Raw genomic sequence first — 22769 nt, 5'->3', positions numbered from 1 at the left:
GTGGAGCTCCTTTTTATTTGGGTTGTGGGGCGGGGAAGTGACGGGGTTCGTCGTACATGTCTTCGATTTCATCGAAGGGCGTCCAGGGTTTGGCGAGTGCGAGGGTGATGAGGTAGCGCTCTTCGGTCGGGTTTCGGTAATCCTCGAAGCGACCCACTACCAGCATGACCTGATACTTATCGTTGGCTTGCCAATAGGTTATCCCTGCGAGAATTCCTTTGCGCAGGTAGGCCCGCCATTCAGGTGTATCGACGATCGTTGGATTGTTTCGCAGTCCCTTCGCCACCCAACCTTTCTCGCGCCATTGGTCTTGCAGGTCGAGAACGACCTTAAGCGCGTCATCAATCAGGAGCGGCTCGATCTGTGGAGACATGCGAATGCCGAAAATGACATTGTCGTCAAAGTCGACAGTGAAAAAGCGCGCCGCAGGCGTGGTAAACCCGAACTGCGGGTCGACGAATCGCAATTTTGCATCGACCTTGGGAATGCCGAACCAGACGTGCCCCCGTATCTCCGAACTAAACGGGGCTGAAGAGCTCCTGCGCAAATCGTCATATGTTCCACCCATTTTCAGGACGATTTCCGGCTCATCCCAGAGAGGTTGCGTTAGCTGATGTATGGCGGCCCAAGCTACAACAGCCAGAAGCAGAAGGCCGGCGCCGCAGCGCCAGCCCAATAACCGTCGGCGCAGATTCATAGCGCGCTGCCGCCCGATGCGATCTCGTTGATCGATTGCTCCAATGCGCTACGGTTGTGATCGCTGAGCATCTGATCAAAGCGTGCCGCCGCTTGGAGCACGAATGGCATTCGTTGCTCGATGTCCGACAAATCCGCCAACGGGTTGTTGCCAAAACCGATGGTCCGTCCGTCCTTGACGCGCTGGCATTGGCTAGTCAGGGTCAACTCGATAGCCTGTGCAACGCCTGAAGGAAACCCTGTGACGTAGGAAGCGTGGTTGCCACGCAGCAAAGCCGCTAATTGGCGGTCCTGGTAAATTGTCGGCTGGAGAATGTTTTTCTGCTCATGCGACGCCAAATACTCCACGCTCTTGGCAATATCCCCTGCCTCTATCGCCTCAAAAGCCGGCAAAACTTCGGGGTATATCAGGCCGAACTGGAGCTTTTTCTGCCCCACAGGCCAAAGCACCGGAAACTTCGGATGTCCATAAATTGCTTCACGCGCTTTCAAACACTGCTTCAACTCCCCCAACCCACGCTTCGCAAAAAACTCATGCAACGGATAAACATCCAGAAACAGCGTGGTATTACCCAACGCCATCATGTCGTGCACATGCTTGAATTGCTGCTGCACCAGCGACAGATCCTCTCCTCGTGAACGGAAATCCACGGAGGGAACAGGATTGCGCGCATCGGCTTCTTTATAGTCGAGCAACGCGTCTGTCTGTTCCGCCATCTTGTCCGGCGTCAGCAATCCGAACTCGCGGCGGCTGTCTCGCAAAACCTGCCTGGTCTGACGCTCATCATTGATGCGTTCAACGCTGTCCGCCGCGTGGAGCAATCCGCAGCCGACCTGCTTTGAAGCAAACGCCGCCAGCCCCGCCCACTGGAACCGCGAGTCATGCAGCCACAATCGGGCGTAGGCAGCGTTGATCGCGCGATTGCGCTCTACCGGGTCGGCAATCAAGACACCCTCCGGTGCGACGATTTTTTCAGCTTCGCGCTGGTAGGTACGCCAGAGGCATGAGCACGTGAGGATCGGTACGTCGGTGACCAAAGTCTTGCTGCCGTAAAGCCGCACCTCTTTGCATTCACAGTCAGCGACAGACGCGCTGTTGTGGTTCAGGTGCTGATCATCGCTACGGTGTTCTTCGAAACACTGGGTCATGATGTGGACGGCTTATAGGGGAATCCCTGAACCCTAACAGCCGAAAAAACCGTCAGCCTCACACCGACGAAAAATCAGAAAACCCTGACAGATGGGCTCCGTAACTCGATCAGCCGTTTCCTTGAAATTACGCAGAAAGCGCCTGAAACACCTGCCGACCGGGCCTTTTCTGTGCAATGACGAGGCAACTCAGACCAGTCGATCAGGAACTGAATAACCTCGCTTTGCAGTTTATTGATGTACGACACTCATGCCATTGGAAAGAGGTGCTAGCATAGGGCCATCAGTCGATCTCAGCATGCACCCTAACTAGTAGCCAGGATATGACCGAGCCAGAAGACCCCAGCCGTGAGCGCCTCAAGCACCACTTTGCCCAGCGGGTAATTCATCAAGCACGTCAGATTCTTGAGATATGGCAGCGCCTGCAACGCTGTGAATGGTCAGGCACTGACCTGGCAGAGCTGAGTGAAGCAAACCTGCGCCTGCTGCGTTTCGCCGAACGCTTCGAACAACCCGAGCACACCCACCTGGCACACAGCATCGGCCAGTCGCTTGCGGCCGTCGATGCCAACCGCGGGCGCCTGAGCAGCGGGCTGATCACCGACCTCAATCGCCTGATGCAGCGCCTGTCGCGCACCGGCCTGCGGCATGGCGACCAACTCGAACAAACCTTTCTACCGCCACTGCGCAAGCCGATCTACGTGATGCTGCAAGATCACGACCGCGCCGAGCGACTGGCCAAGCAACTCGAATTTTTCGGTCTCAGCGCGCAATCGCTGGACAGCGTGGCGGCGTTTCGCTCCTCGATGGTCGAGCGGCTGCCGGCAGCGATTGTCATGGACGTCGACTTCAGCGGCCCCGGCATGGGTTTGCAATTGGCGGCTGAAGCTCAGACCGGTCTTGAGCACAAACTGCCGCTGCTGTTTTTCAGCCTGCTGGAAACCGACACCCCGACCCGCCTCGCGGCCGTACGCGCCGGCGGCCAGGAGTTTCTGACCGGCACCCTCGATGCGTCGAGCCTGCTGGAAAAGATCGAAGTGCTGACCTGCGTCGCCCAGTACGAACCTTATAAAGTGCTGATCATCGACGACTCCCGTGCCCAGGCCCTGCACACCGAGCGCCTGCTCAACAGCGCCGGGATCGTCACCCGCACCTTGATCGAGCCGATTCAGGCGATGGCCGAGCTGGCGGATTTCCAGCCCGACCTGATCATCCTCGACATGTACATGCCGACCTGCACCGGCACCGAACTGGCCAAGGTGATCCGGCACAATGACCGTTACGTCAGCGTGCCGATCATCTACTTGTCGGCCGAAGACGACCTGGACAAGCAGCTCGACGCCATGAGCGAAGGTGGCGACGACTTCCTGACCAAGCCGATCAAGCCGCGGCACCTGATCACCACCGTGCGCAACCGTGCAGCCCGGGCGCGCAACCTCAAGGCGCGAATGGTCCGTGACAGCCTGACCGGCCTCTATAACCACACCCATATTCTGCAATTGCTCGAAGACTGCAGCTTCCGCGCCCGCCGCGAGAACAAGCCATTGAGCTTTGCGATGCTCGACATTGACCACTTCAAACGGGTCAACGACAGCCACGGCCACCCCATGGGCGACCGGGTGATCAAGAGCCTGGCACTGTTTCTCAAGCAACGCCTGCGCAAGACCGACTTCATCGGCCGGTATGGCGGTGAAGAGTTCGCCATCGTGATGCCGGACACCGATATCGAATCGGCCTGTAAAGTGCTCGATGAAATCCGCCAGCGCTTTGCCGAGATCCACTACCCGGCCCAGCCGCAGGACCTCTGGTGCACGTTCAGCGCCGGCGTGGTGGACCTGCACGAAGATTCCGACAGCCTGATGATGGCCAGCCAGGCGGACGAGGCGTTGTATCGCGCCAAGAACGCCGGACGCAATCGCGTTCAAGCGGCGCGGCCATCAAGTCAAAATGCCACTTTTTCACCAAAATCCACTGACTCGGTCATAACCCTGTAACACAAACGCAATAACTTCAGGCACTTGCCATTCTGTCGTTGGTAGAACCGCGATGCGCCTGAAGTTGCTGACCAATCTCAATACCCTGCTTTTAGTTGCGGTGTGCCTCGCACTCGGCGCCACCCTATGGTGGTCGCAAAAAGCCCTGGAGCGTCCTTATCTGTTGATGGAGCGCTACCTGGGCCTGTCGCAGCACTTTGAAAATCAAGTAGCGCGCAACGTCGAAGACTACCTGGCCAACGGCGATGCCCTGCGCCTGAGCAGCGCCAGCCAGGCCATCGAGACCCTGCAAAAAGAACTCGACGAACTGCCGGTCGGCCTGGCCGACAGTGTGCGGCCGAGCCTTGCCAGCCTCGATGACTTCAGCAAGACCGACCTGTTGGCCGCCGGCAAACTGGCGGGTGATCCGCAAGCCTTGCTGCTCCAGGCCGAGCGCGAACTGGGCTCCAGCCTGGAGCAACTCAGCCAATACGCCACCAGCGCCAATACGCCTGCCGCTGCCGCCTATCTTCCACCCTTGCTCATAGCCTCGCAGCACGTGGGCAAACTCTCACTGGCCCGGGACAAACTGGTCAGCAGTGGCCGCAGCGAACTGGCGGCCGATGTCGAGCGCGAAGTCAGCAGCATCCGCACTCAGGCCGAGCTGATCGAAGCGCTGCCGCTGCTTGGCGTGACCGCCAGCCAAGAATCGAATACCGGCGATTTCTCGGCGATGATGGGCCTGGAAAACACTGAAAAAACCGTCGCCGAAGATGCCGGTACCGGTTTCAAACGTGAACTCGCCAGCCTGCTCACCCGCTACCCCGCCGAACTCGGCCGGACCCGCGAACAGATTCAGAAGCGCGCCGACCTCAGCGCCGCCACCCACCTGAAAATTGCCGCCGTGCAGCAGGCCATTGCCGGACTGGAGCCGGCGGTTCGCGCGCAACACGGGCAAATCCAGGGTGAAGTGCGGCTGATGCAGGGCGTGATGATCGGCCTGATCCTGCTGATCGCGCTGCTCATCGACACCTTGCAACGTCGCCTCGCCCGTGTGCTGACCAACCTGGCGCCAGCGCTGTCGACCTGGGCGGAAGGCGACTTCAGTCGGGACATCCAGCTCGGCGCAACCAACCGAGAGCTGCACGATATTCAAGAGTCGCTGAATCGCCTGCGCGCTTATCTGGTGGATCTGGTCGGGACGATCCGCCTGAACGCCGAACAGGTGGCTGGCAGCAGCCGGATATTAGCCGAGCTGAGCAGCAACTTGCACAGCGGCGCCGAACATCAGGCCGGCGACACCGCGCTGATCCGCGATTCGCTTGGCGAGCTGGAAGCCACCATCCAGCAAGTCGCCGACGATGCCAGTCAGGCTGCCGACGCCAGCCGTCACGCCGGTCTTGCGGTCGAGCACGGGCAAAAGGTGATTGGCTTGAGCCTCGCCGGACTGCACGCGCTGGTTGGCGAAGTCCAGGGCAATGCACAAATGATCGAGCATCTGGCCGAAGAGTCGGCCACCATCGGCGGCGTACTGACGGTGATTCGCTCGATTGCCGATCAGACCAACCTCCTCGCCCTGAACGCGGCGATTGAAGCCGCCCGCGCAGGGGAAATGGGTCGCGGTTTTGCGGTGGTCGCCGAGGAGGTTCGTTCGCTGGCGCAACGCACCGCCGGCGCCACCGCAGAAATCCAGACCTTGATTGCCGGCCTGCAACAGGCTGCGCGGCAATCGGTGGAAGGCATGCGCGCTCAGGTCGAACATGCCGAAACCACCGCCAATCAGGCACAAGCGGCTGACGGTGCACTGGATAAAATCGTCGGGGCCATCCAGACCATTGCCGACACTGCCGTGCGCATCGCCGATGTGACGGCGCAACAAAGTGGTGCTGTCAGTGAAATCCGCGATCACAGCGAGCGGATTCATCAGTTGGGTGGGGATAACCTGGTGCGTATTGGCGAAGGCCGCAGTCAGGGCGAGAATCTGCTGGTGCTGGGTGGCCAGCTGCATACCGCCGTTCAAGCCTTCCGCGTCTGACACCAACTCTGAGCGACGCTGATCTCTGTGGCGAGGGAGCTTGCTCCCGCTGGGTTGCGCAGCAACCCTGAAACCTGCCACTCGGCTGTTTCAGGCATACCTTGCTCTATGGCTTTGCGACTGCTATGCAGTCGAGCGGGAGCAAGCTCCCTCGCCACAATGGATCATCGAAACCCCTGGCTCGGCAGTCATCGGCTCCGTCCGCTATCATGCGCTCACTTCCGATACGCGAGATTGTCATGCGCCGTCTGCTCTGCCTGATGCTGTTAGTGCTGGTCCTGCCGGTGAATGCCGCCGGCCTTTTGGACAGTCGCCCCAGTTCGACCCTAGGCTCGATCAACAACAGCGCCGACTTCCTGCCCGTGCGCGAAGCCTTTCAGCTGAGTCTGGTAGAGAGCACGCCGCAATCGATCAAGCTGCGCTTTGTCGCCACTGAGGGTTACTACCTCTACCGGCATCGCTTCCAGTTCCACAGCGAGCCCGCCGACATCGGCCTGGGCGCTGCACAGTTGCCTTCGGGCGAAAAAAAGCACGATGAATACTTCGGTGACGTCGAGGTCTACCACGGGATTCTCGACGTCGACCTGCCACGCAACAGCGCCGATCAGCGGGGTTTCACGCTGGCCGTCACCTACCAGGGCTGCGCCGATAAAGGCCTGTGTTATCCACCGGAAACCGAACGCCTGAAGATCGACGGTGCAGCCATTACCTCCCCGACCAGTGTCGCGGGCTTGCGCTGGCGCGAACTGGCGCTGTTCTTCCTCGCGGGCCTTGGCCTGACGTTTACCCCTTGCGTGCTACCGATGCTGCCGATCCTCTCCGGCGTAGTGTTGCGCGGTCAGGTCGGCGGGCTACGCGGCTTTAATCTGTCGCTGGCCTACGTCCTGCCGATGGCCGCCTGTTTCGCCGTGCTCGGCGCGTTGATGGGGTTGTTCGGCGCCCAACTGAACCTTCAGGCACGCCTGCAATCTGCGTGGGTGCTGGCGCCGTTTGCCTTGTTCTTCGCGGTGTTTGCGTTAGCGATGTTCGGCGTATTCGAACTGAAATTACCCCACGTGATCAGCAGCCGCCTGGACCGCATTGCCGGTCGCACTGAAGGGGGTTCGCTGTGGGGCGCGGCGGTGCTGGGCGTGGTGTCGAGCCTGCTGGTTTCGCCGTGTGTGTCCGCGCCTCTGGCCGGTGCGTTGCTGTATATCAGCGCCAGCGGCGATGCGCTGGGCGGTGCGTTGAAGCTGTTCGTTCTGGGCCTGGGGATGGGCGCGCCATTGTTGCTGGTCGCCACCGGCGGCGCGGCCTGGCTGCCGAAAAGCGGCCCATGGCTGGTCTACGTGAAAAACGCGATTGGCGTATTGCTGCTGGGCTTGGCAATCGGCTTGCTCAGCCGGGTATTGCCCGGCCCCATCACCTTGCTGCTGATCGGCTTGCTGGCAGCCGGGGTTGGCTTGTTCCTCGGGGCGCTGGAACTTGGCTATAAACCGCCGCGAAAACGCCTCGGCCAACTGCTGGGGATGCTCCTGGTGTTTTACGGGTTGGCATGTTGGTACGGCGCCTTCAGCGGCCAGGCCGATCCGTTCAGTCCGATAAGCCAGCCAAAAGTCATTAATGCTCCTGGCATCACCCAAGCGCAAAACCCGAGTGAATGGCAAACCATCAGCACCCCGGCGGAACTCGATCGCGTGCTCGCCGAAGCAAAATCCGCCAACACCCCGCTGCTGCTCGACTGGTACGCCGACTGGTGCATCAGTTGCAAAGTCATCGAACACGAGGTGCTTAACGAGCGCAACGTCGTCGAGCGCCTTAAAGGTTATCGACTGGTTCGCTTCGACATCACCGCCAGTAACGCCGAACAGCGCGCCCTGCTCGACCGTTACAAGCTGTTCGGACCACCGGCGCTGATGTTTTTCGGCAAGGACGGCAATGAACGTGGCGATGTGCGGGTGATTGGCGAGATCAATGCAAGGGACTTCGCCGAACGTGTCGCTAAAGCGAATGACCGGATTTAATCGGTTGGTCACATATTTCGCGCAATCATCGGTCATTGTGCTGGCTATTGCAGAGAACTGGACAGTCACAAAGGCTTTGCGGCATAGTCGCCGGGTTCTGATAACTGCACACAGATAACAAGGAACAGCCAATGGCGACCCTACTGGTACTGCACGGACCCAACCTGAACCTGCTCGGCACCCGCGAACCGGGCGTCTATGGGGCAGTGACCCTGGCCGAGATCAATCAGGATCTGGAACAGCGTGCGCGCAATGCCGGCCACCATTTGCTCTACCTGCAAAGCAACGCCGAGTATGAATTGATCGACCGCATTCACGCCGCTCGCGGCGAGGGTGTGGATTTCATTTTGATCAATCCAGCAGCTTTTACGCATACAAGTGTCGCATTACGTGACGCGCTGCTGGCGGTGAGCATCCCATTCATCGAAGTGCATTTGTCTAACGTGCACAAACGCGAACCTTTCCGCCATCACTCTTACTTCTCCGACGTTGCGGTGGGAGTGATCTGCGGCCTTGGCGCCAGCGGTTATCGACTGGCCCTGGAGGCCGCACTAGAGCAGCTTGAAAGACAGGCAACGGCTTGAACAACAAGCGTTAAACGCCCCTGACCGACCCTTGGGAGTTGATGATTCATGGATATCCGTAAAGTTAAGAAACTGATCGAACTGCTGGAAGAGTCCGGCATCGACGAGCTCGAGATCAAGGAAGGCGAAGAGTCCGTACGCATCAGCCGCCATAGCAAAACCCCGGCCCAGCAGTACTACGCTCCTGCGCCAATGCACGCTCCGGCTCCGGCACCTGTCGCTGCTGCCGCGCCTGCTGCTGCCGCTGCACCGGCCGCTCCCGCTGCGCCAGTACTGAACGGCAACGTTGCCCGTTCGCCAATGGTGGGCACGTTCTATCGCAAATCTTCGCCGTCCTCGCCGTCCTTCGTTGAAGTTGGCCAGAGCGTGAAGAAAGGCGACACCCTGTGCATCGTCGAAGCCATGAAGATGATGAACCACATCGAAGCTGAAAGCAGCGGTGTGATCGAATCCATCCTCGTCGAAGACGGCCAGCCGGTTGAGTACGACCAACCGCTGTTCACCATCGTTTGAACCGCGGAGAGCCAACGATGTTGAAACCTGCGAAGTTGGAAAAAGTTCTGATCGCCAACCGCGGTGAAATCGCCCTGCGGATCCTGCGTGCCTGCAAAGAGATGGGCATCAAGACCGTCGCCGTTTACTCCAAGGCCGACAAGGAGCTGATGCACCTGGGCCTGGCAGACGAATCGGTTTGCATCGGTCCGGCATCGGCCGCGCACTCTTACCTGCACATCCCGGCGATCATTGCCGCTGCCGAAGTGACTGGCGCCACCGCCATTCACCCAGGCTATGGCTTCCTCGCGGAAAACGCCGACTTCGCCGAACAGGTGGAAAACTCCGGCTTCGCCTTCATCGGCCCGAAAGCTGAAACCATCCGCCTGATGGGCGACAAGGTTTCGGCCAAGCACGCCATGATCGCTGCCGGCGTTCCAACCGTTCCAGGTTCCGACGGCCCGCTGCCGGAAGACGAAGAAACCGCTCTGCGCATTGGTCGCGAAGTCGGTTACCCGGTGATCATCAAAGCCGCTGGCGGCGGCGGTGGTCGCGGCATGCGCGTTGTGCACAAAGAAGAAGACCTCATTTCCTCGGCAAAACTGACCCGCTCCGAAGCTGGCGCGGCGTTCGGCAACCCGATGGTCTATCTGGAAAAATTCCTGACCAACCCACGCCACGTGGAAGTTCAGGTACTTTCCGATGGCCAGGGCCACGCCATCCATCTGGGTGACCGCGATTGCTCGCTGCAACGTCGCCACCAGAAGGTTCTCGAAGAAGCGCCGGCACCGGGCATCGACGAGAAGGCTCGCCAGGAAGTCTTCGCCCGCTGCGTCAAGGCGTGCATCGACATCGGTTACCGTGGCGCAGGCACTTTCGAGTTCCTGTACGAAAACGGCAGCTTCTACTTCATCGAGATGAACACTCGTGTCCAGGTAGAGCACCCGGTTTCGGAAATGGTCACCGGCATCGACATCGTCAAGGAGATGCTCAGCATCGCCGCCGGCAACCCACTGTCGTTCACCCAGGATGACGTGGTCATCCGCGGTCACGCGCTGGAATGCCGGATCAACGCCGAAGACCCGAAAACCTTCATGCCAAGCCCAGGCACGGTCAAGCATTTCCATGCCCCGGGCGGTAACGGTGTGCGGGTTGATTCGCACCTGTACAGCGGCTACGCCGTTCCACCGAACTACGATTCGTTGATCGGCAAACTGATCACTTACGGGGCAACCCGTGAAGAAGCCATGGCGCGCATGCGCAATGCGCTGGACGAAATCGTGGTCGACGGGATCAAGACCAACATCCCGCTGCACCGCGACCTGACCCGCGACGAAGGCTTCTGCAAAGGTGGAGTCAACATCCACTACCTGGAACACAAGCTGGCGGCACAACACTAAAGCTTGATCCAGACCAACAAAGCCGCTTTCGAGCGGCTTTGTTGTATCCGGGATTACTGAATGCAGAACCCTTGTGGCGAGGGAGCTTGCTCCCGCTCGGTTGCGAAGCAGCCGCAAACCATCCAACAGTTGTGTCCCAGGTAAAACCGAGGCGCCCATTTTTGGACCGCTTCGCGCTCCAGCGGGAGCAAGCTCCCTCGCCACAGGTATATCCCTGGCAAGCCGGTCGTCTTCTGCGCCGCTCTCGCGTAAACTTGCGCGCTTCTCGCAGCCCGCTAGGCTGCACACTATATTTTTCAAAGGTGCCCGCCATGCCTTGGCTGCAAGTCCGTCTCGCCATCAGCCCAGAACAAGCCGAAACCTACGAAGACGCTTTCCTTGAAGTGGGCGCCGTATCGGTAACGTTCATGGACGCCGAAGATCAGCCGATCTTCGAGCCGGAACTGAACACCACCCCACTGTGGTCGCACACTCACCTGTTGGCCCTGTTCGAGGGCGGCACCGAAGCTGCCAGCGTGCTGGCTCACCTTGAGCTGCTGACCGGCAGCCCATTGCCCGAGCATCACTGCGAAGTCATCGAAGACCAGGACTGGGAACGCAGCTGGATGGACAACTTCCAGCCAATGCGCTTCGGCCAGCGCCTGTGGATCGTCCCGAGCTGGCACGCTGCGCCCGAGCCTGATGCAGTCAACCTGCTGCTCGATCCGGGCCTGGCGTTCGGCACCGGCACCCACCCCACCACCGCCTTGTGCCTGGAATGGCTTGATGGCCAGGACCTGAAGGACTGCCACGTACTGGACTTCGGCTGTGGCTCGGGGATCCTCGCGATTGCCGCCCTGCTGCTGGGCGCCAAGGAAGCGGTCGGCACCGACATTGACGTGCAGGCGCTGGAAGCCTCCCGCGACAACGCCGGGCGCAACAACATTGCCGAAGCGAAATTTCCGCTGTACCTGCCCCAGGATCTGCCGCAGGTGCAGGCTGACGTGCTGGTGGCCAACATTCTCGCCGGACCACTGGTTTCCCTGGCCCCGCAACTGTCCAGCCTGGTCAAGCCCGGCGGTCGCCTGGCACTGTCGGGCATCCTCGCCGAGCAAGGCCCGGAAGTCGCAGAGGCTTATGCCAAGGACTTTGAACTGGACCCGATTGCCAATCGCGATGGCTGGGTGCGCATTACCGGCCGTCGGCGCTAAAATGAGCGCCTGCATACTCCGGATGGCCGCATGACCGATAGCTTCGTCACCCAGTGCCCGCATTGCCAGACCAGTTTCCGCGTCAGCCACGCCCAATTGAGCGTGGCCCGTGGGGTGGTTCGCTGCGGCTCTTGCCTGCAAGTGTTCAATGCCGCACGGCAGTTGCTCGAACAACGCACGGGCAAGGAAGCTATCGCCCTCAAGACCCCGCCTCCGGTTGCCCCCCCCACGCAACGGGCCATCAGCCAGAAGCAGTGGACAGCCACCGAACTGGATCTGGACAGCCTCGACCTCGACGAAGAACTCGCCAAGCTCGAACAACGGGAAATCCAGCCCACCAAAGAGTTCGGCCATGAGCGCAAGCACAAGGAAGACTCGCTGAGCGCCCGCCGGGATACATCCGAAGGCGAAGAGCCGTGGTCCGACAGCCTGTTCAGTGAATCCGCCGCCGAACGCGCGCTGGCCAGCGAGCACACGCACCCACCGACCGAGAGCCACCGATCGGCAGACATCGCCGACGAGCCGGAAAAACCCTCGCGCACCGAACCCTCGCTGTCGCTCGAACTGGTCGATCTGGACGATGAGCCAGAGGCACCGCAGTTGCGCTTCGACCAACCATTCGAAACGTCGGAGTCTCCAGCGAAACACGAACGCCTGTCCGCGACCGATGACGACCTCGACGACGAAGCCCATGAGCCCGAGCCTGCACGCAAGAAGCGCACACGCAACGAATCGGCCATGCATGACGAGGTGTTGCAGGACCTGGTCGACGACCCGCTACAGCTCGACTGGCAAAAACGCCGCTCACCCTGGGGTCGCCGGTTCTTTTGGGGCCTGATGGTCCTGCTAGGCGCAGCAGCGCTTGCCGGCCAGTACATTGCCTATCATTTCGACGAACTGGCCCGTCAGGACCAATACCGCCCCTGGTTCCAGCAAGCGTGCCCGCACATCGGTTGCAGCGTGCCGTCCAAGGTCGACATCGCAAAAATCAAAAGCAGCAACCTGGTGGTGCGCAGTCACCCGGACTTCAGCGGCGCACTGGTGGTCGACGCGATCATCTACAACCGCGCGTCGTTCTCACAGCCGTTCCCGCTGCTGGAGCTACGCTTTGCCGATCTCAATGGCCACCTGATCGCCAGCCGCCGTTTCAAACCGGGCGAATACCTCAATGGCGACCTCGCGGACCTCGCAGAAATGCCACCGCAAACACCGATCCATATTGCCCTGGACATCCTCGATCCGGGCCCCAAAGCCGTGAACTACAGCCTGAGCTTCCACTCGCCCGAGTGAATCGCTTCACTCGGCACCGAGTCTCACACCGCTGACGGCCACTTTCTGACTCCCGGCGCCTCGAACCAAACTGATGGCAATAACGGAATAACTGTTCAGATTTTATCCAATTCAGCCTTTATCCAGTCATCGAGAGCGGGTATCATGCCAACCCTTTTTCGAACTCTCATGATCCGACCCCACAACAGGGAAGTCCTATGTCGGCGGTACGCATCGGCCCATATACATTGCACAATGGCTTGATTCTCGCCCCGATGGCGGGGGTCACTGACCAGCCCTTTCGTCAGCTGTGCAAACGACTGGGCGCAGGGCTTGTAGTCTCGGAAATGGTCACCAGCGACATGAGTTTGTGGAACACCCGCAAATCGCGTCTGCGCATGGTCCACGAAGGTGATCCCGAGCCACGCTCGGTACAGATCGCCGGTGGCGATGCACAGATGCTGGCGGAGGCAGCACGCGCCAACGTCGAACTGGGCGCTCAGATTATCGATATCAACATGGGATGTCCGGCCAAGAAGGTCTGCAACAAGGCCGCCGGCTCCGCGTTACTGAAAGATGAAGAACTGGTGACCGAGATCCTGCACGCCGTCGTGGCGGCGGTTGATGTGCCGGTCACGCTGAAAATCCGCACGGGCTGGGACCGGGCGAACAAGAACGGCCTGACGGTGGCGAAGATCGCCGAGCAGGCAGGCATTACAGCGCTGGCGGTGCATGGCCGGACCCGTGCCGATCTGTACACAGGTGTTGCCGAGTACGACACCATTGCCGCGATCAAGCAGGCGGTGTCGATTCCGGTCTTCGCCAATGGCGATATCGACTCGCCCGAGAAGGCCCGGCACGTGCTTGACGCGACCGGTGCCGATGGCCTGCTGATAGGCCGGGCTGCCCAGGGGCGGCCATGGATTTTTCGTGAGATCGAGCATTATCTGCGTACCGGCGAAAAACTCCCGGCACCGGAATTGATCGAGGTGGAACGTATTCTGCTTGAGCATCTGGCCGCGCTCCATGCTTTCTATGGAGATGTCATGGGCGTACGCATCGCCCGCAAGCATGTCGGCTGGTATCTCGCAACCCTGCCGGGCGCCAGGGAGTTTCGCGCCCACTTCAATCGTTTGGATGGTACGGAAACACAATGCGCCAACGTTCGGGAGTTCTTCGCCGAGCGCTACAAGAGCCTGACAGGGGACGGAGAAGGGGTGGCCGCATGACGATGATGACCGAGACTTTAGTGAGTGGAACAGCACCCGTGAGCGACAACGTAAATTTGAAACAGCACCTCAATACACCGAGCGAAGAAGGCCAGACCCTTCGCGGGAGTGTCGAGAAGGCGCTGCACAATTATTTCGCCCACCTTGAAGGCGCTGCCGTCACGGATGTGTACAACCTGGTGCTCTCCGAAGTCGAGGCTCCCCTGCTCGAAAGCGTGATGAACTACGTCAAGGGCAATCAGACCAAGGCCAGTGAGCTGCTGGGACTGAACCGTGGCACCTTGCGCAAGAAACTCAAGCAGTACGATTTGTTGTAAGCATTCAATCAAACCAGAAAGGCGCCCGCGTAAAACCGGTCGCCTTTTTTGCTGACTTCCTTTGCTTTTGATGGAAATTGAGATGACCGACCAGACCACCCGCCTGCCGATCCGCCGCGCCTTGATCAGCGTTTCCGACAAGACCGGGATCCTCGAATTCGCCAAGGAGCTCGAAGCTCTGGGCGTCGAGATCCTCTCCACCGGTGGGACATTCAAGCTGCTGCAGGACAATGGCGTAGCCGCTGTGGAAGTCGCGGATTACACCGGTTTCGCAGAAATGATGGACGGTCGGGTGAAAACCCTGCACCCGAAAATCCACGGCGGGATCCTCGGTCGTCGCGGTATCGACGACGCCATCATGAACGAGCACGGCATCAAGCCGATCGATCTGGTCGCCGTTAACCTCTACCCGTTCGAAGCCACCATCAACAAACCAGGCTGCGATCTGCCGACCGCGATCGAGAACATCGATATCGGCGGCCCGACCATGGTGCGCTCGGCCGCCAAGAACCACAAAGACGTGGCCATCGTGGTGAACGCCAGCGATTACGCCAGCGTACTGGAAAGCCTCAAGGCCGGTGGCCTGACCTACGCCCAGCGTTTCGACCTGATGCTCAAGGCCTTCGAACACACCGCTGCCTACGACGGCATGATCGCCAACTACATGGGCACCGTGAACCAGGCCGCTGAAACCCTCACCACCGAAGGTCGCAGCGAATTCCCGCGCACCTTCAACAGCCAATTCATCAAGGCTCAGGAAATGCGCTATGGCGAGAACCCGCACCAGAGCGCGGCGTTCTACGTTGAAGCCAAGCCCGCCGAAGTCGGCATCGCTACCGCGACCCAACTGCAAGGCAAAGAACTGTCGTACAACAACGTGGCCGACACCGACGCTGCGCTGGAGTGCGTGAAGAGTTTCGTCAAACCGGCCTGCGTCATCGTCAAGCACGCCAACCCGTGCGGCGTTGCCGTGAGCCCGGACGCCGAAGGCGGTATCCGTCAGGCGTACGAACTGGCTTACGCCACCGACACCGAATCGGCTTTCGGCGGCATCATCGCGTTCAACCGCGAACTGGACGCTGAAACCGCCAAAGCCATCGTCGAGCGTCAGTTCGTCGAAGTGATCATCGCCCCATCGGTCAGCGACGAAGCCCGTGCCATCGTCGCCGCCAAGGCCAACGTTCGCCTGCTGGCCTGCGGCCAATGGTCGGCTGAGCGTGCCGCCGCCTGGGACTACAAGCGCGTCAACGGCGGCTTGCTGGTACAGAGCCGCGACATCGGCATGATCGGCAGCGAAGACCTGAAGGTGGTGACCAAGCGCGCACCGACCGAGCAAGAGATCAACGACCTGATCTTCGCCTGGAAAGTCGCCAAGTACGTCAAATCCAATGCCATCGTCTACGCCAAGAACCGTCAGACCATCGGTGTCGGCGCTGGCCAGATGAGCCGCGTGAACTCTGCGCGCATCGCTGCCATCAAAGCTGAACACGCCGGCCTGCAAGTGCAAGGCGCGGTCATGGCCTCGGACGCGTTCTTCCCGTTCCGCGACGGCATCGACAACGCCGCCAAGGTCGGCATCACTGCGGTGATCCAACCGGGCGGTTCGATGCGTGACAACGAAGTGATTGCGGCCGCTGATGAAGCCGGCATCGCCATGGTATTCACCGGCATGCGCCACTTCCGTCACTAATACGACAACGGTCGCACTGACGCCGGCATCTGCTGCGTTGGAGCCCACCTCGATGATGCTCATTGCCTAGAGGCAACTCCGCTCATCGAGGTGGGCTCCGCCTTGCATCTACCGACGTCATTGCAACCTCCTACGGCGTGAAGCGCTTTAGGTTCTAAAACAGAATTAGCGTCATCCGAGGTTTTGAAATGAATGTTTTGATCATTGGCAGCGGTGGCCGTGAACACGCCCTGGCCTGGAAAGTCGCTCAGGATCCGCGCGTACAGAAAGTCTTCGTTGCCCCGGGCAACGCCGGCACTGCCATTGAAGCCAAATGCGAGAACGTCGCTATCGACGTGCTGGCCCTTGAGCAGTTGGCCGATTTTGCCGAGAAAAACGTCTCCCTGACCATCGTCGGTCCGGAAGTCCCGCTGGTTGCGGGCGTGGTCGATCTGTTCCGCCAACGTGGCCTGGACTGCTTCGGCCCAACTGCGGGCGCTGCACAGCTGGAAGGCTCCAAGGCATTCACCAAGGACTTCCTTGCTCGCCACAAGATCCCGACGGCCGACTACCAGAACTTCACCGAAATCGAGCCAGCCCTGGCTTATCTGCGTGAAAAAGGTGCGCCGATCGTGATCAAGGCCGACGGCCTGGCTGCCGGTAAAGGCGTGATCGTCGCCATGACCCTGACCGAGGCCGAAGACGCCGTACGCGACATGCTCGCCGGCAACGCTTTTGGCGACGCCGGTTCGCGCGTGGTCATCGAAGAGTTCCTCGATGGCGAGGAAGCCAGCTTCATCGTCATGGTCGACGGCAAGAACGTACTGCCGATGGCCACCAGCCAGGACCACAAACGTGTTGGCGATGCCGACACCGGCCCGAACACGGGCGGCATGGGTGCCTACTCCCCTGCCCCGGTGGTCACCAGCGAAGTTCACCAACGCGTCATGGACCTGGTGATCTGGCCAACCGTGCGTGGCATGGCCGAAGAAGGCAACGTCTACACCGGCTTCCTCTATGCTGGCTTGATGATCGACAAGGCCGGCAACCCGAAAGTCATCGAGTTCAACTGCCGTTTCGGCGACCCCGAGACCCAACCGGTGATGCTGCGCCTGCAGTCGAGCCTGGTATTGCTGGTCGAAGCGGCGCTGGCACAGGCACTGGACAAAGTCGAAGCTCAATGGGATCCACGTCCAAGCGTCGGCATCGTACTGGCTGCCGGCGGCTACCCGGGCGATTACGCCAAGGGCGCGGCCATCGAAGGTCTGGATGCCGCTGCTGCACTGGAAGGCAAAGTCTTCCACGCCGGTACCGCACTCAAGGACGGTAAGGTGGTGACCGCCGGCGGTCGGGTACTTTGCGCCACCGCCATGGGCGCAAGCGTCGATGCCGCGCAGCAGCAGGCCTATAAACTGGCCGCACAAATCAACTGGGAAGGCTGTTTCTACCGCAAGGACATTGGCTACCGCGCCATTGCCCGTGAGCGTGGCGAAAATCAGGAATAAGCTATCCATTCGGCTAGGCAGGGGCCTATGGCCCTTGCCGTACTATTCCGGCGCCGCGCATAGTTATAATCTGGCATCAATCTACGAAGGGATTTCGCCGTGCGCTGGCTCAGGATTGCCATAGGCTTCACCGTCATTCTGCTGACCCTGCTCTGCATGCTCCCGGCCCAGGCCGCGCAAGGCAGTGGCTGGGCGGTATTGCTCGACGAACAGGCAGACCTGCAACTGAGCGATATCCGCTCGGCTCGCCACACCAACCAATTCAGCCCGATCGAACTCGACCAGATCACCGCCGCCGAACCCAGTGGCGCGTTGTGGCTGCGTTTCAAGCTCAGCCCTGGCAAACACGAACAACTGCTGCGCATCTTCGCCCCCGATTTGTTGCACCTGAACCTCTACGTTCTGGATGGCGATACGCTGATCGAGCAATTGACCAGCGGCAACGAGCAACCGCAGAGCGAGCGACCGCTCCCCAGCAGCGACTTCATGTTGCCGCTGCCTCAAAGCGACAAGCCCCTCGACGTTTATCTGCGTCTGGTTTCCGAACACGAGTTGCGGCCCTATATCACCCTGCAATCGGCGGTGATGGTGGCGGCGCACCAGAACCAGACGTTGATCTACGGCCTGTTTTTTGGCTGCATCGCGATGCTGATCCTGTATAACCTCACGCGCTACGGCTATAGCCGCTCGCGAAGCAGTCTCTGGCTGGCCGCGTGCGAGGGGTTGCTGTTGCTGAGCCTGGTGCTGCTGCTGAACCTGGCGGGTCCATGGCTTCCCGACTGGCATGCCGTGCAAACACCCGGCGCCTACCTGGCGCTACTGCTGACGGCCCCTTGCGGCCTGATGTTCGCCTACCGCTTCTTTGCCCCGCTGGGCCCGCATCCATTGAACAGATTGCTGCTGGGGGACATCCTGTTCATTGTCCTGTGCAGTCTGCTGTTGCTGTTCGTCGACACCCTGCCGCTGAACATCATCACCTATGCCCTGGTGGCCCTGGCGGGCCTGAGCATGCTCTTTGTCAGCGCCTATCACTGGCAAAAGGGTTACCGGCCGGCACGCCTGTTCGTCGCCGCGATGGTGGTGTTCAACGTCGGCACGCTGATCATCCTGCCGGCGCTGCTGGGGCTGACCCTGGTTGCACCGCAAGGCCTGATCATGACCTTGATGGCCTTCATCTGCATCAGCGGCGTGCTGATGAGCATCGCCCTGAGCGAACGCCAGCGCAGCATCACCGAAGACCGCTTCAGCGTCAGCCGCGAACTGGCTGCAAGTAATGCCGAGATCAATGCCAAAGCCGAGTTCCTGGCAAAAATCAGCCACGAAATCCGCACCCCGATGAATGGCGTACTGGGCATGACCGAGCTACTGCTGGGCACCCCGCTGTCGGTTAAACAACGCGACTACGTGCAAACCATCCACAGCGCCGGCAATGAACTGCTGACGTTGATCAATGAAATCCTAGACATCTCCAAGCTCGAGTCCGGACAAATCGAACTCGACGACGTGCAGTTCGACCTCAACGCACTGATCGAAGATTGCCTGAGCATCTTCCGCGCCAAGGCCGAACAACAGAACGTCGAGCTGATCAGTTTCATCCAGCCACAGGTCCCTCGCGTGATCAGCGGTGACCCGACGCGTCTGCGCCAAACGCTGCTGAGCCTGCTGGAAAACGCTCTGAAGAAAACCGACGAAGGCGAAATCCTGATCGTCGTTGCCCTCGACGAACGCAGTCACAAACCGCGCTTGCGCATTGCCGTGCAAGACAGCGGGCAACCGATGGATGCCGAAGAACGGGAAGCCCTGCTGCATGCCGAACTGCACAGCAAGAACTTCCTTTCCGCCACACGTCTGGGTGGTAACCTGGGGCTGGTGATCGCTCGCCAATTGATTCTGCTGATGCAGGGTGAATTCGGCATCAAGAGCGGCAGCAATCAGGGCAGCACACTGTGGCTGACCTTGCCGCTGGACCCCGAGCGCCTCGAACACCCGACCTCCGATCTCGATGGCCCGCTGCAAGGCGCCCGGGTGCTGGTGGTGGACGACAATGACACCTGCCGCAAAGTCCTGGTGCAGCAATGCAGCGCCTGGGGGCTGAACGTCAGCGCCGTACCTTCCGGGAAGGAAGCCCTCGCCCTGCTGCGCACCAAGGCGCACCTGCGTGACTACTTCGACGTGGTCCTGCTCGACCAGAACATGCCCGGCATGACCGGCATGCAGCTGGCGGCGAAGATCAAGGAAGACCCGAGCCTGAATCACGACATTCTGCTGATCATGCTCACTGGCATCAGCAACGCGCCGAGCAAGGTCATCGCGCGCAATGCCGGGATCAAGCGCATCCTCGCCAAACCCGTGGCCGGCTACACCCTCAAGACCACGCTGGCGGACGAACTGAGCCAACGCAGCAAAGGCCTGGCCGTCTCGCAGCAACTGCCAAGCGGCGTGCCTGCCGCGATCATGGTGCCGAGCGATTTCCGCATTCTGGTGGCCGAAGACAACAGCATTTCAACCAAAGTGATTCGCGGCATGCTCGGCAAGCTCAACCTTCAGCCGGACACCGCCTGCAATGGTGAGGAAGCCTTGAAAGCGATGAAGGCCCAGCGCTACGACCTGGTGTTGATGGACTGCGAAATGCCAATCCTCGATGGTTTCTCCGCCACCCAGCAATTGCGTGCCTGGGAGGTCGGCAACCAGCGAACTCGCACACCGGTAGTAGCGCTGACCGCACACATCCTGGCCGAACACAAAGAACGCGCACGCCAGTCCGGCATGGATGGCCACATGGCCAAGCCCGTCGAGCTTTCACAACTGCGTGAACTGATCGAGCATTGGGTCGCACAACGTGATCAGCAGAATAATCAGTCAACGGCTCAGACGTCCTGAGCCGACAGACCCCCACAGCGCCTGATAGACTCCTCCTCGACTTCCCTCGCCAGTGAGCTTGCCCCATGCTCCCCGTGTTATTCAGCGTTTACCTGAAGATGCTGGTGCTCTATAGCCCCTTCTTCGTGTTGTCCTGCTTCATCAGCCTGACCCGCGGTTATTCGCGCAAGGAACAACGTCGACTAGCCTGGAATGTCGCCCTCGCGACCCTGGTCTCCAGCGTCCTCTTGTATTTGTTCGGGCGAGTGATTTTCAGCGTGTTCGGCATTACCGTAGACGCCTTCCGCATTGGCGCCGGCAGCGTGCTGTTCATATCCGCTTTGGGCATGGCTCAGGGCAAGTCTGCGGTCCAGACCGACAACGTGCAGCAGGACGTGACCATCGTCCCGCTGACCATTCCCCTCACTGTCGGCCCCGGCACCATCGGGGCCTTGCTGGTGATGGGCGTCAGCCAGCCGCACTGGGACGACAAACTCACCGCCATCCTCAGTATTGCCATGGCCAGCCTGACTGTCGGCGTGGTGCTGTACCTGTCCAACCGCATCGAGCGGATTCTCGGTGACCAGGGTTTGCAGATTGTCAGCCGGTTGATGGGGTTGTTTGTGTGTGCGTTGGCGGCGCAGATTATCTTTACCGGGGTCAAAGGGTATCTGGTGCCTTAGTTCGTCGTTCATCACGAGATTGCCCATCGAAAAACAAGGCCTTGTCGTTAAAGCACAAGGCCTTGCCAATGTTGATCAAACCAAACGACTCAGAGCTTCAGTTTCCTCACCAGGATCTTGTCTGAGTAAGCGCCGATTTTCTCGTGAACCCGTCCACGGTAGTTTTCAAACACCTCCCGATTGAAAGCAAAAACGCCGCCATCCGGGATGATGACCACCTCTTTGCCGAATTCACTCCAGAAAAAGAAGCCATCCTCAATCACGGTGGTGCTATAGCGCAGTCCGTACAGGCAGACGACCACGTCGCCGGAATCAAGACGTTCGCAAGGTGCACATTTGAGAATACCCGAGCCACTGTTCGCGACGTTGCCGCGAAAGAAGTTCCAGGCAAACTCGTCCAGCCTCAACGCCGCGTAAGTTTCCTCAACAAGCTGACCTAAACGTTCCACCCCCAAGCGACCGATGATGGTATGGCTGACGCTCAGCAGTTGATTGACATTCGACACCCTCAACGGCTCGGAGGGGATGATAGCTTTGAGTGTGAAACCAGCCTTCAACAACCGCCCCTGGTAATAATCGAACCAGACTTTTTTTGATACTTGCCCTGGGTATTTATCATTCGCTGCCAGTTCCGCATACAGCAAACAGTCCTGTATATCCTGTTGGTCCTGCGGGCAAACTTCGGACACAAAGGATAATAAGCAGCTACCCACCACTACAGCATCAGCAAGCACTGACATATTGAACACCCTGTTCATCTACGCTAAATAAACCAACCCTCTATTGAAAGCCTCTTTCGACTTTACTAGCCTGCAATCTTTTTAAACAGATCATCACCGAACTGGTTAATGTAGCTATAAACCTGCTGACGCTTTCGATCAAACGCACGTTTATTAAACTTTCTAATGCCTGCCGCTTGAAAAAGGTGAAGCCCCTCTGTCTTGAAAGTAAAAAACAGAAATTCGCCATCGTAGTCTTTACTGAACACATCCAGGCCGCCCATGACCATTGCCATACCACCACCAGGGGCAACGATACAAGGAACTGCTTTGAAGCTGACAACCGAACTTTCCTTGCTTCCGGCGTCCACGATTTTCAGCGCTGCCTTATCGCCCTTGAGCTTGTCAAAGCCCGACGCTACCAGGCTCAATACATTTCCAGAGCCCGCACTGATGACGGTCTCAAGCACTTGCAGCAATGCTTCGTTCATGGTCAGCGTCAGCTTTTGGGAGTCATACTTCTTATACGTGTAGCTTTCTGTGACCCAGCCAATCGCCGACAAGGCTTCGTTATAAGCCATGTATCGCTGTTCTTGCGAGGTTTCGACAGGCAGTTTTCTGACGACGGCTTCGGCAAAAGCCTGGCTATCCAATGCATCCTGCTTATCATCTTCGCTAAGCCGCTCCTCAAATACCACAAGGGATGGACCGACGACCGACGCATCAATTCCCTGCGCAGCACCATTCAGCGAAAAACTGCCGCTCTTGGCAAACATCCTGAGTCGGGGACGCGCGGAAACTTCAGCTAACTGAGCCTCGATTTGCTCAAAGTATTTATCCTGCACCGCCTCAGAGAAAGGGGCATTCGCAACATTAATTATTTCGCTTTCCATATAAATATCCTTAGTAAATATTCGCCGCTCCATGCGACAAAAACAAAACTAAGGCACTCGACTTCAATCGTCAAACGCATTCACAGAAGCAACTTATTCCAATA

At 59.3% G+C, this 22769-nt stretch carries 18 protein-coding genes; 14 read left to right on the top strand and 4 right to left on the bottom strand.

Annotated features, from left to right (window positions below; translation table 11 throughout):
- Positions 1 to 13: 13 nt before the first annotated feature.
- Positions 14 to 697, bottom strand: a complete 684-nt coding sequence (locus HK44_RS26400; protein WP_019693750.1) for a hypothetical protein — start codon at positions 695 to 697, stop codon at positions 14 to 16.
- Complete coding sequence (locus HK44_RS26395; RefSeq protein ID WP_019693751.1) at positions 694 to 1845, bottom strand: DUF2515 family protein; 1152 nt, start codon at positions 1843 to 1845, stop codon at positions 694 to 696. The genes HK44_RS26400 and HK44_RS26395 overlap by 4 nt, the downstream gene beginning before the upstream one ends.
- Before the next feature lie 323 nt (positions 1846 to 2168).
- Here HK44_RS26395 and HK44_RS26390 point away from each other — a divergent pair, with 323 nt between their 5' ends.
- The 14 genes from HK44_RS26390 (at position 2169) to HK44_RS26325 (ending at position 21053) form a co-directional block, all read left to right on the top strand.
- Complete coding sequence (locus tag HK44_RS26390; RefSeq protein ID WP_019693752.1) at positions 2169 to 3839, top strand: response regulator; 1671 nt, start codon at positions 2169 to 2171, stop codon at positions 3837 to 3839.
- 52 nt (positions 3840 to 3891) lie between these two features.
- Positions 3892 to 5853, top strand: coding sequence for a methyl-accepting chemotaxis protein (locus tag HK44_RS26385; protein WP_019693753.1), 1962 nt, complete (start codon positions 3892 to 3894; stop codon positions 5851 to 5853).
- Between the two features lie 239 nt (positions 5854 to 6092).
- The gene (locus HK44_RS26380) at positions 6093 to 7856 is read left to right on the top strand and encodes a protein-disulfide reductase DsbD (RefSeq protein ID WP_019693754.1); all 1764 of its coding nucleotides are present in this window, start codon (positions 6093 to 6095) and stop codon (positions 7854 to 7856) included.
- A 131-nt stretch (positions 7857 to 7987) separates the two neighbouring features.
- Positions 7988 to 8440, top strand: a complete 453-nt coding sequence (gene aroQ / locus HK44_RS26375) for a type II 3-dehydroquinate dehydratase (RefSeq protein ID WP_019693755.1) — start codon at positions 7988 to 7990, stop codon at positions 8438 to 8440.
- 48 nt (positions 8441 to 8488) lie between these two features.
- Entirely contained in the window at positions 8489 to 8953 is a 465-nt protein-coding gene (accB, locus tag HK44_RS26370) for an acetyl-CoA carboxylase biotin carboxyl carrier protein (RefSeq protein ID WP_019693756.1), read from the top strand.
- 17 nt (positions 8954 to 8970) lie between these two features.
- Entirely contained in the window at positions 8971 to 10332 is a 1362-nt protein-coding gene (gene accC / locus HK44_RS26365) for an acetyl-CoA carboxylase biotin carboxylase subunit (RefSeq protein ID WP_019693757.1), read from the top strand.
- A 311-nt stretch (positions 10333 to 10643) separates the two neighbouring features.
- A complete protein-coding gene (gene prmA, locus HK44_RS26360) occupies positions 10644 to 11522 on the top strand; it encodes a 50S ribosomal protein L11 methyltransferase (protein WP_019693758.1) in 879 nt (292 codons plus the stop codon).
- Between the two features lie 30 nt (positions 11523 to 11552).
- Positions 11553 to 12812, top strand: a complete 1260-nt coding sequence (locus tag HK44_RS26355; RefSeq protein WP_019693759.1) for a DUF3426 domain-containing protein — start codon at positions 11553 to 11555, stop codon at positions 12810 to 12812.
- 197 nt (positions 12813 to 13009) lie between these two features.
- Positions 13010 to 14020 (top strand): tRNA dihydrouridine synthase DusB, encoded by a 1011-nt coding sequence (gene dusB, locus HK44_RS26350; protein ID WP_019693760.1) that lies wholly within the window; start codon positions 13010 to 13012, stop codon positions 14018 to 14020.
- Positions 14017 to 14337, top strand: coding sequence for a DNA-binding transcriptional regulator Fis (fis, locus tag HK44_RS26345; RefSeq protein WP_007921650.1), 321 nt, complete (start codon positions 14017 to 14019; stop codon positions 14335 to 14337). Before dusB ends, fis begins: the two co-directional genes overlap by 4 nt.
- An 82-nt stretch (positions 14338 to 14419) precedes the next feature.
- A complete protein-coding gene (gene purH / locus HK44_RS26340; protein ID WP_019693761.1) occupies positions 14420 to 16027 on the top strand; it encodes a bifunctional phosphoribosylaminoimidazolecarboxamide formyltransferase/IMP cyclohydrolase in 1608 nt (535 codons plus the stop codon).
- Positions 16028 to 16215: 188 nt separating this feature from the next.
- On the top strand, positions 16216 to 17511 hold the full coding sequence (gene purD, locus HK44_RS26335) for a phosphoribosylamine--glycine ligase (protein ID WP_019693762.1): 1296 nt from the start codon (positions 16216 to 16218) through the stop codon (positions 17509 to 17511).
- Positions 17512 to 17610: 99 nt separating this feature from the next.
- A complete protein-coding gene (locus tag HK44_RS26330) occupies positions 17611 to 20391 on the top strand; it encodes a hybrid sensor histidine kinase/response regulator (protein ID WP_019693763.1) in 2781 nt (926 codons plus the stop codon).
- Between the two features lie 65 nt (positions 20392 to 20456).
- Positions 20457 to 21053, top strand: a complete 597-nt coding sequence (locus tag HK44_RS26325; protein ID WP_019693764.1) for a MarC family protein — start codon at positions 20457 to 20459, stop codon at positions 21051 to 21053.
- Between the two features lie 89 nt (positions 21054 to 21142).
- On the opposite strand, the gene HK44_RS26320 is transcribed toward HK44_RS26325, so the two are convergent.
- Both HK44_RS26320 and HK44_RS26315 read right to left on the bottom strand, forming a co-directional pair.
- Positions 21143 to 21793: a hypothetical protein gene (locus tag HK44_RS26320; RefSeq protein WP_031319716.1), complete on the bottom strand. Its 651-nt coding sequence runs from the start codon at positions 21791 to 21793 to the stop codon at positions 21143 to 21145.
- 65 nt (positions 21794 to 21858) lie between these two features.
- Complete coding sequence (locus HK44_RS26315; RefSeq protein ID WP_019693766.1) at positions 21859 to 22665, bottom strand: hypothetical protein; 807 nt, start codon at positions 22663 to 22665, stop codon at positions 21859 to 21861.
- Positions 22666 to 22769: the final 104 nt, after the last annotated feature.

This window comes from Pseudomonas fluorescens HK44, assembly GCF_000217955.3.
Lineage (GTDB): Bacteria > Pseudomonadota > Gammaproteobacteria > Pseudomonadales > Pseudomonadaceae > Aquipseudomonas > Aquipseudomonas fluorescens_AQ.
Note: the sequence above shows the minus strand (reverse complement) of the source record. Positions and strands in the feature narration are given on the sequence as shown.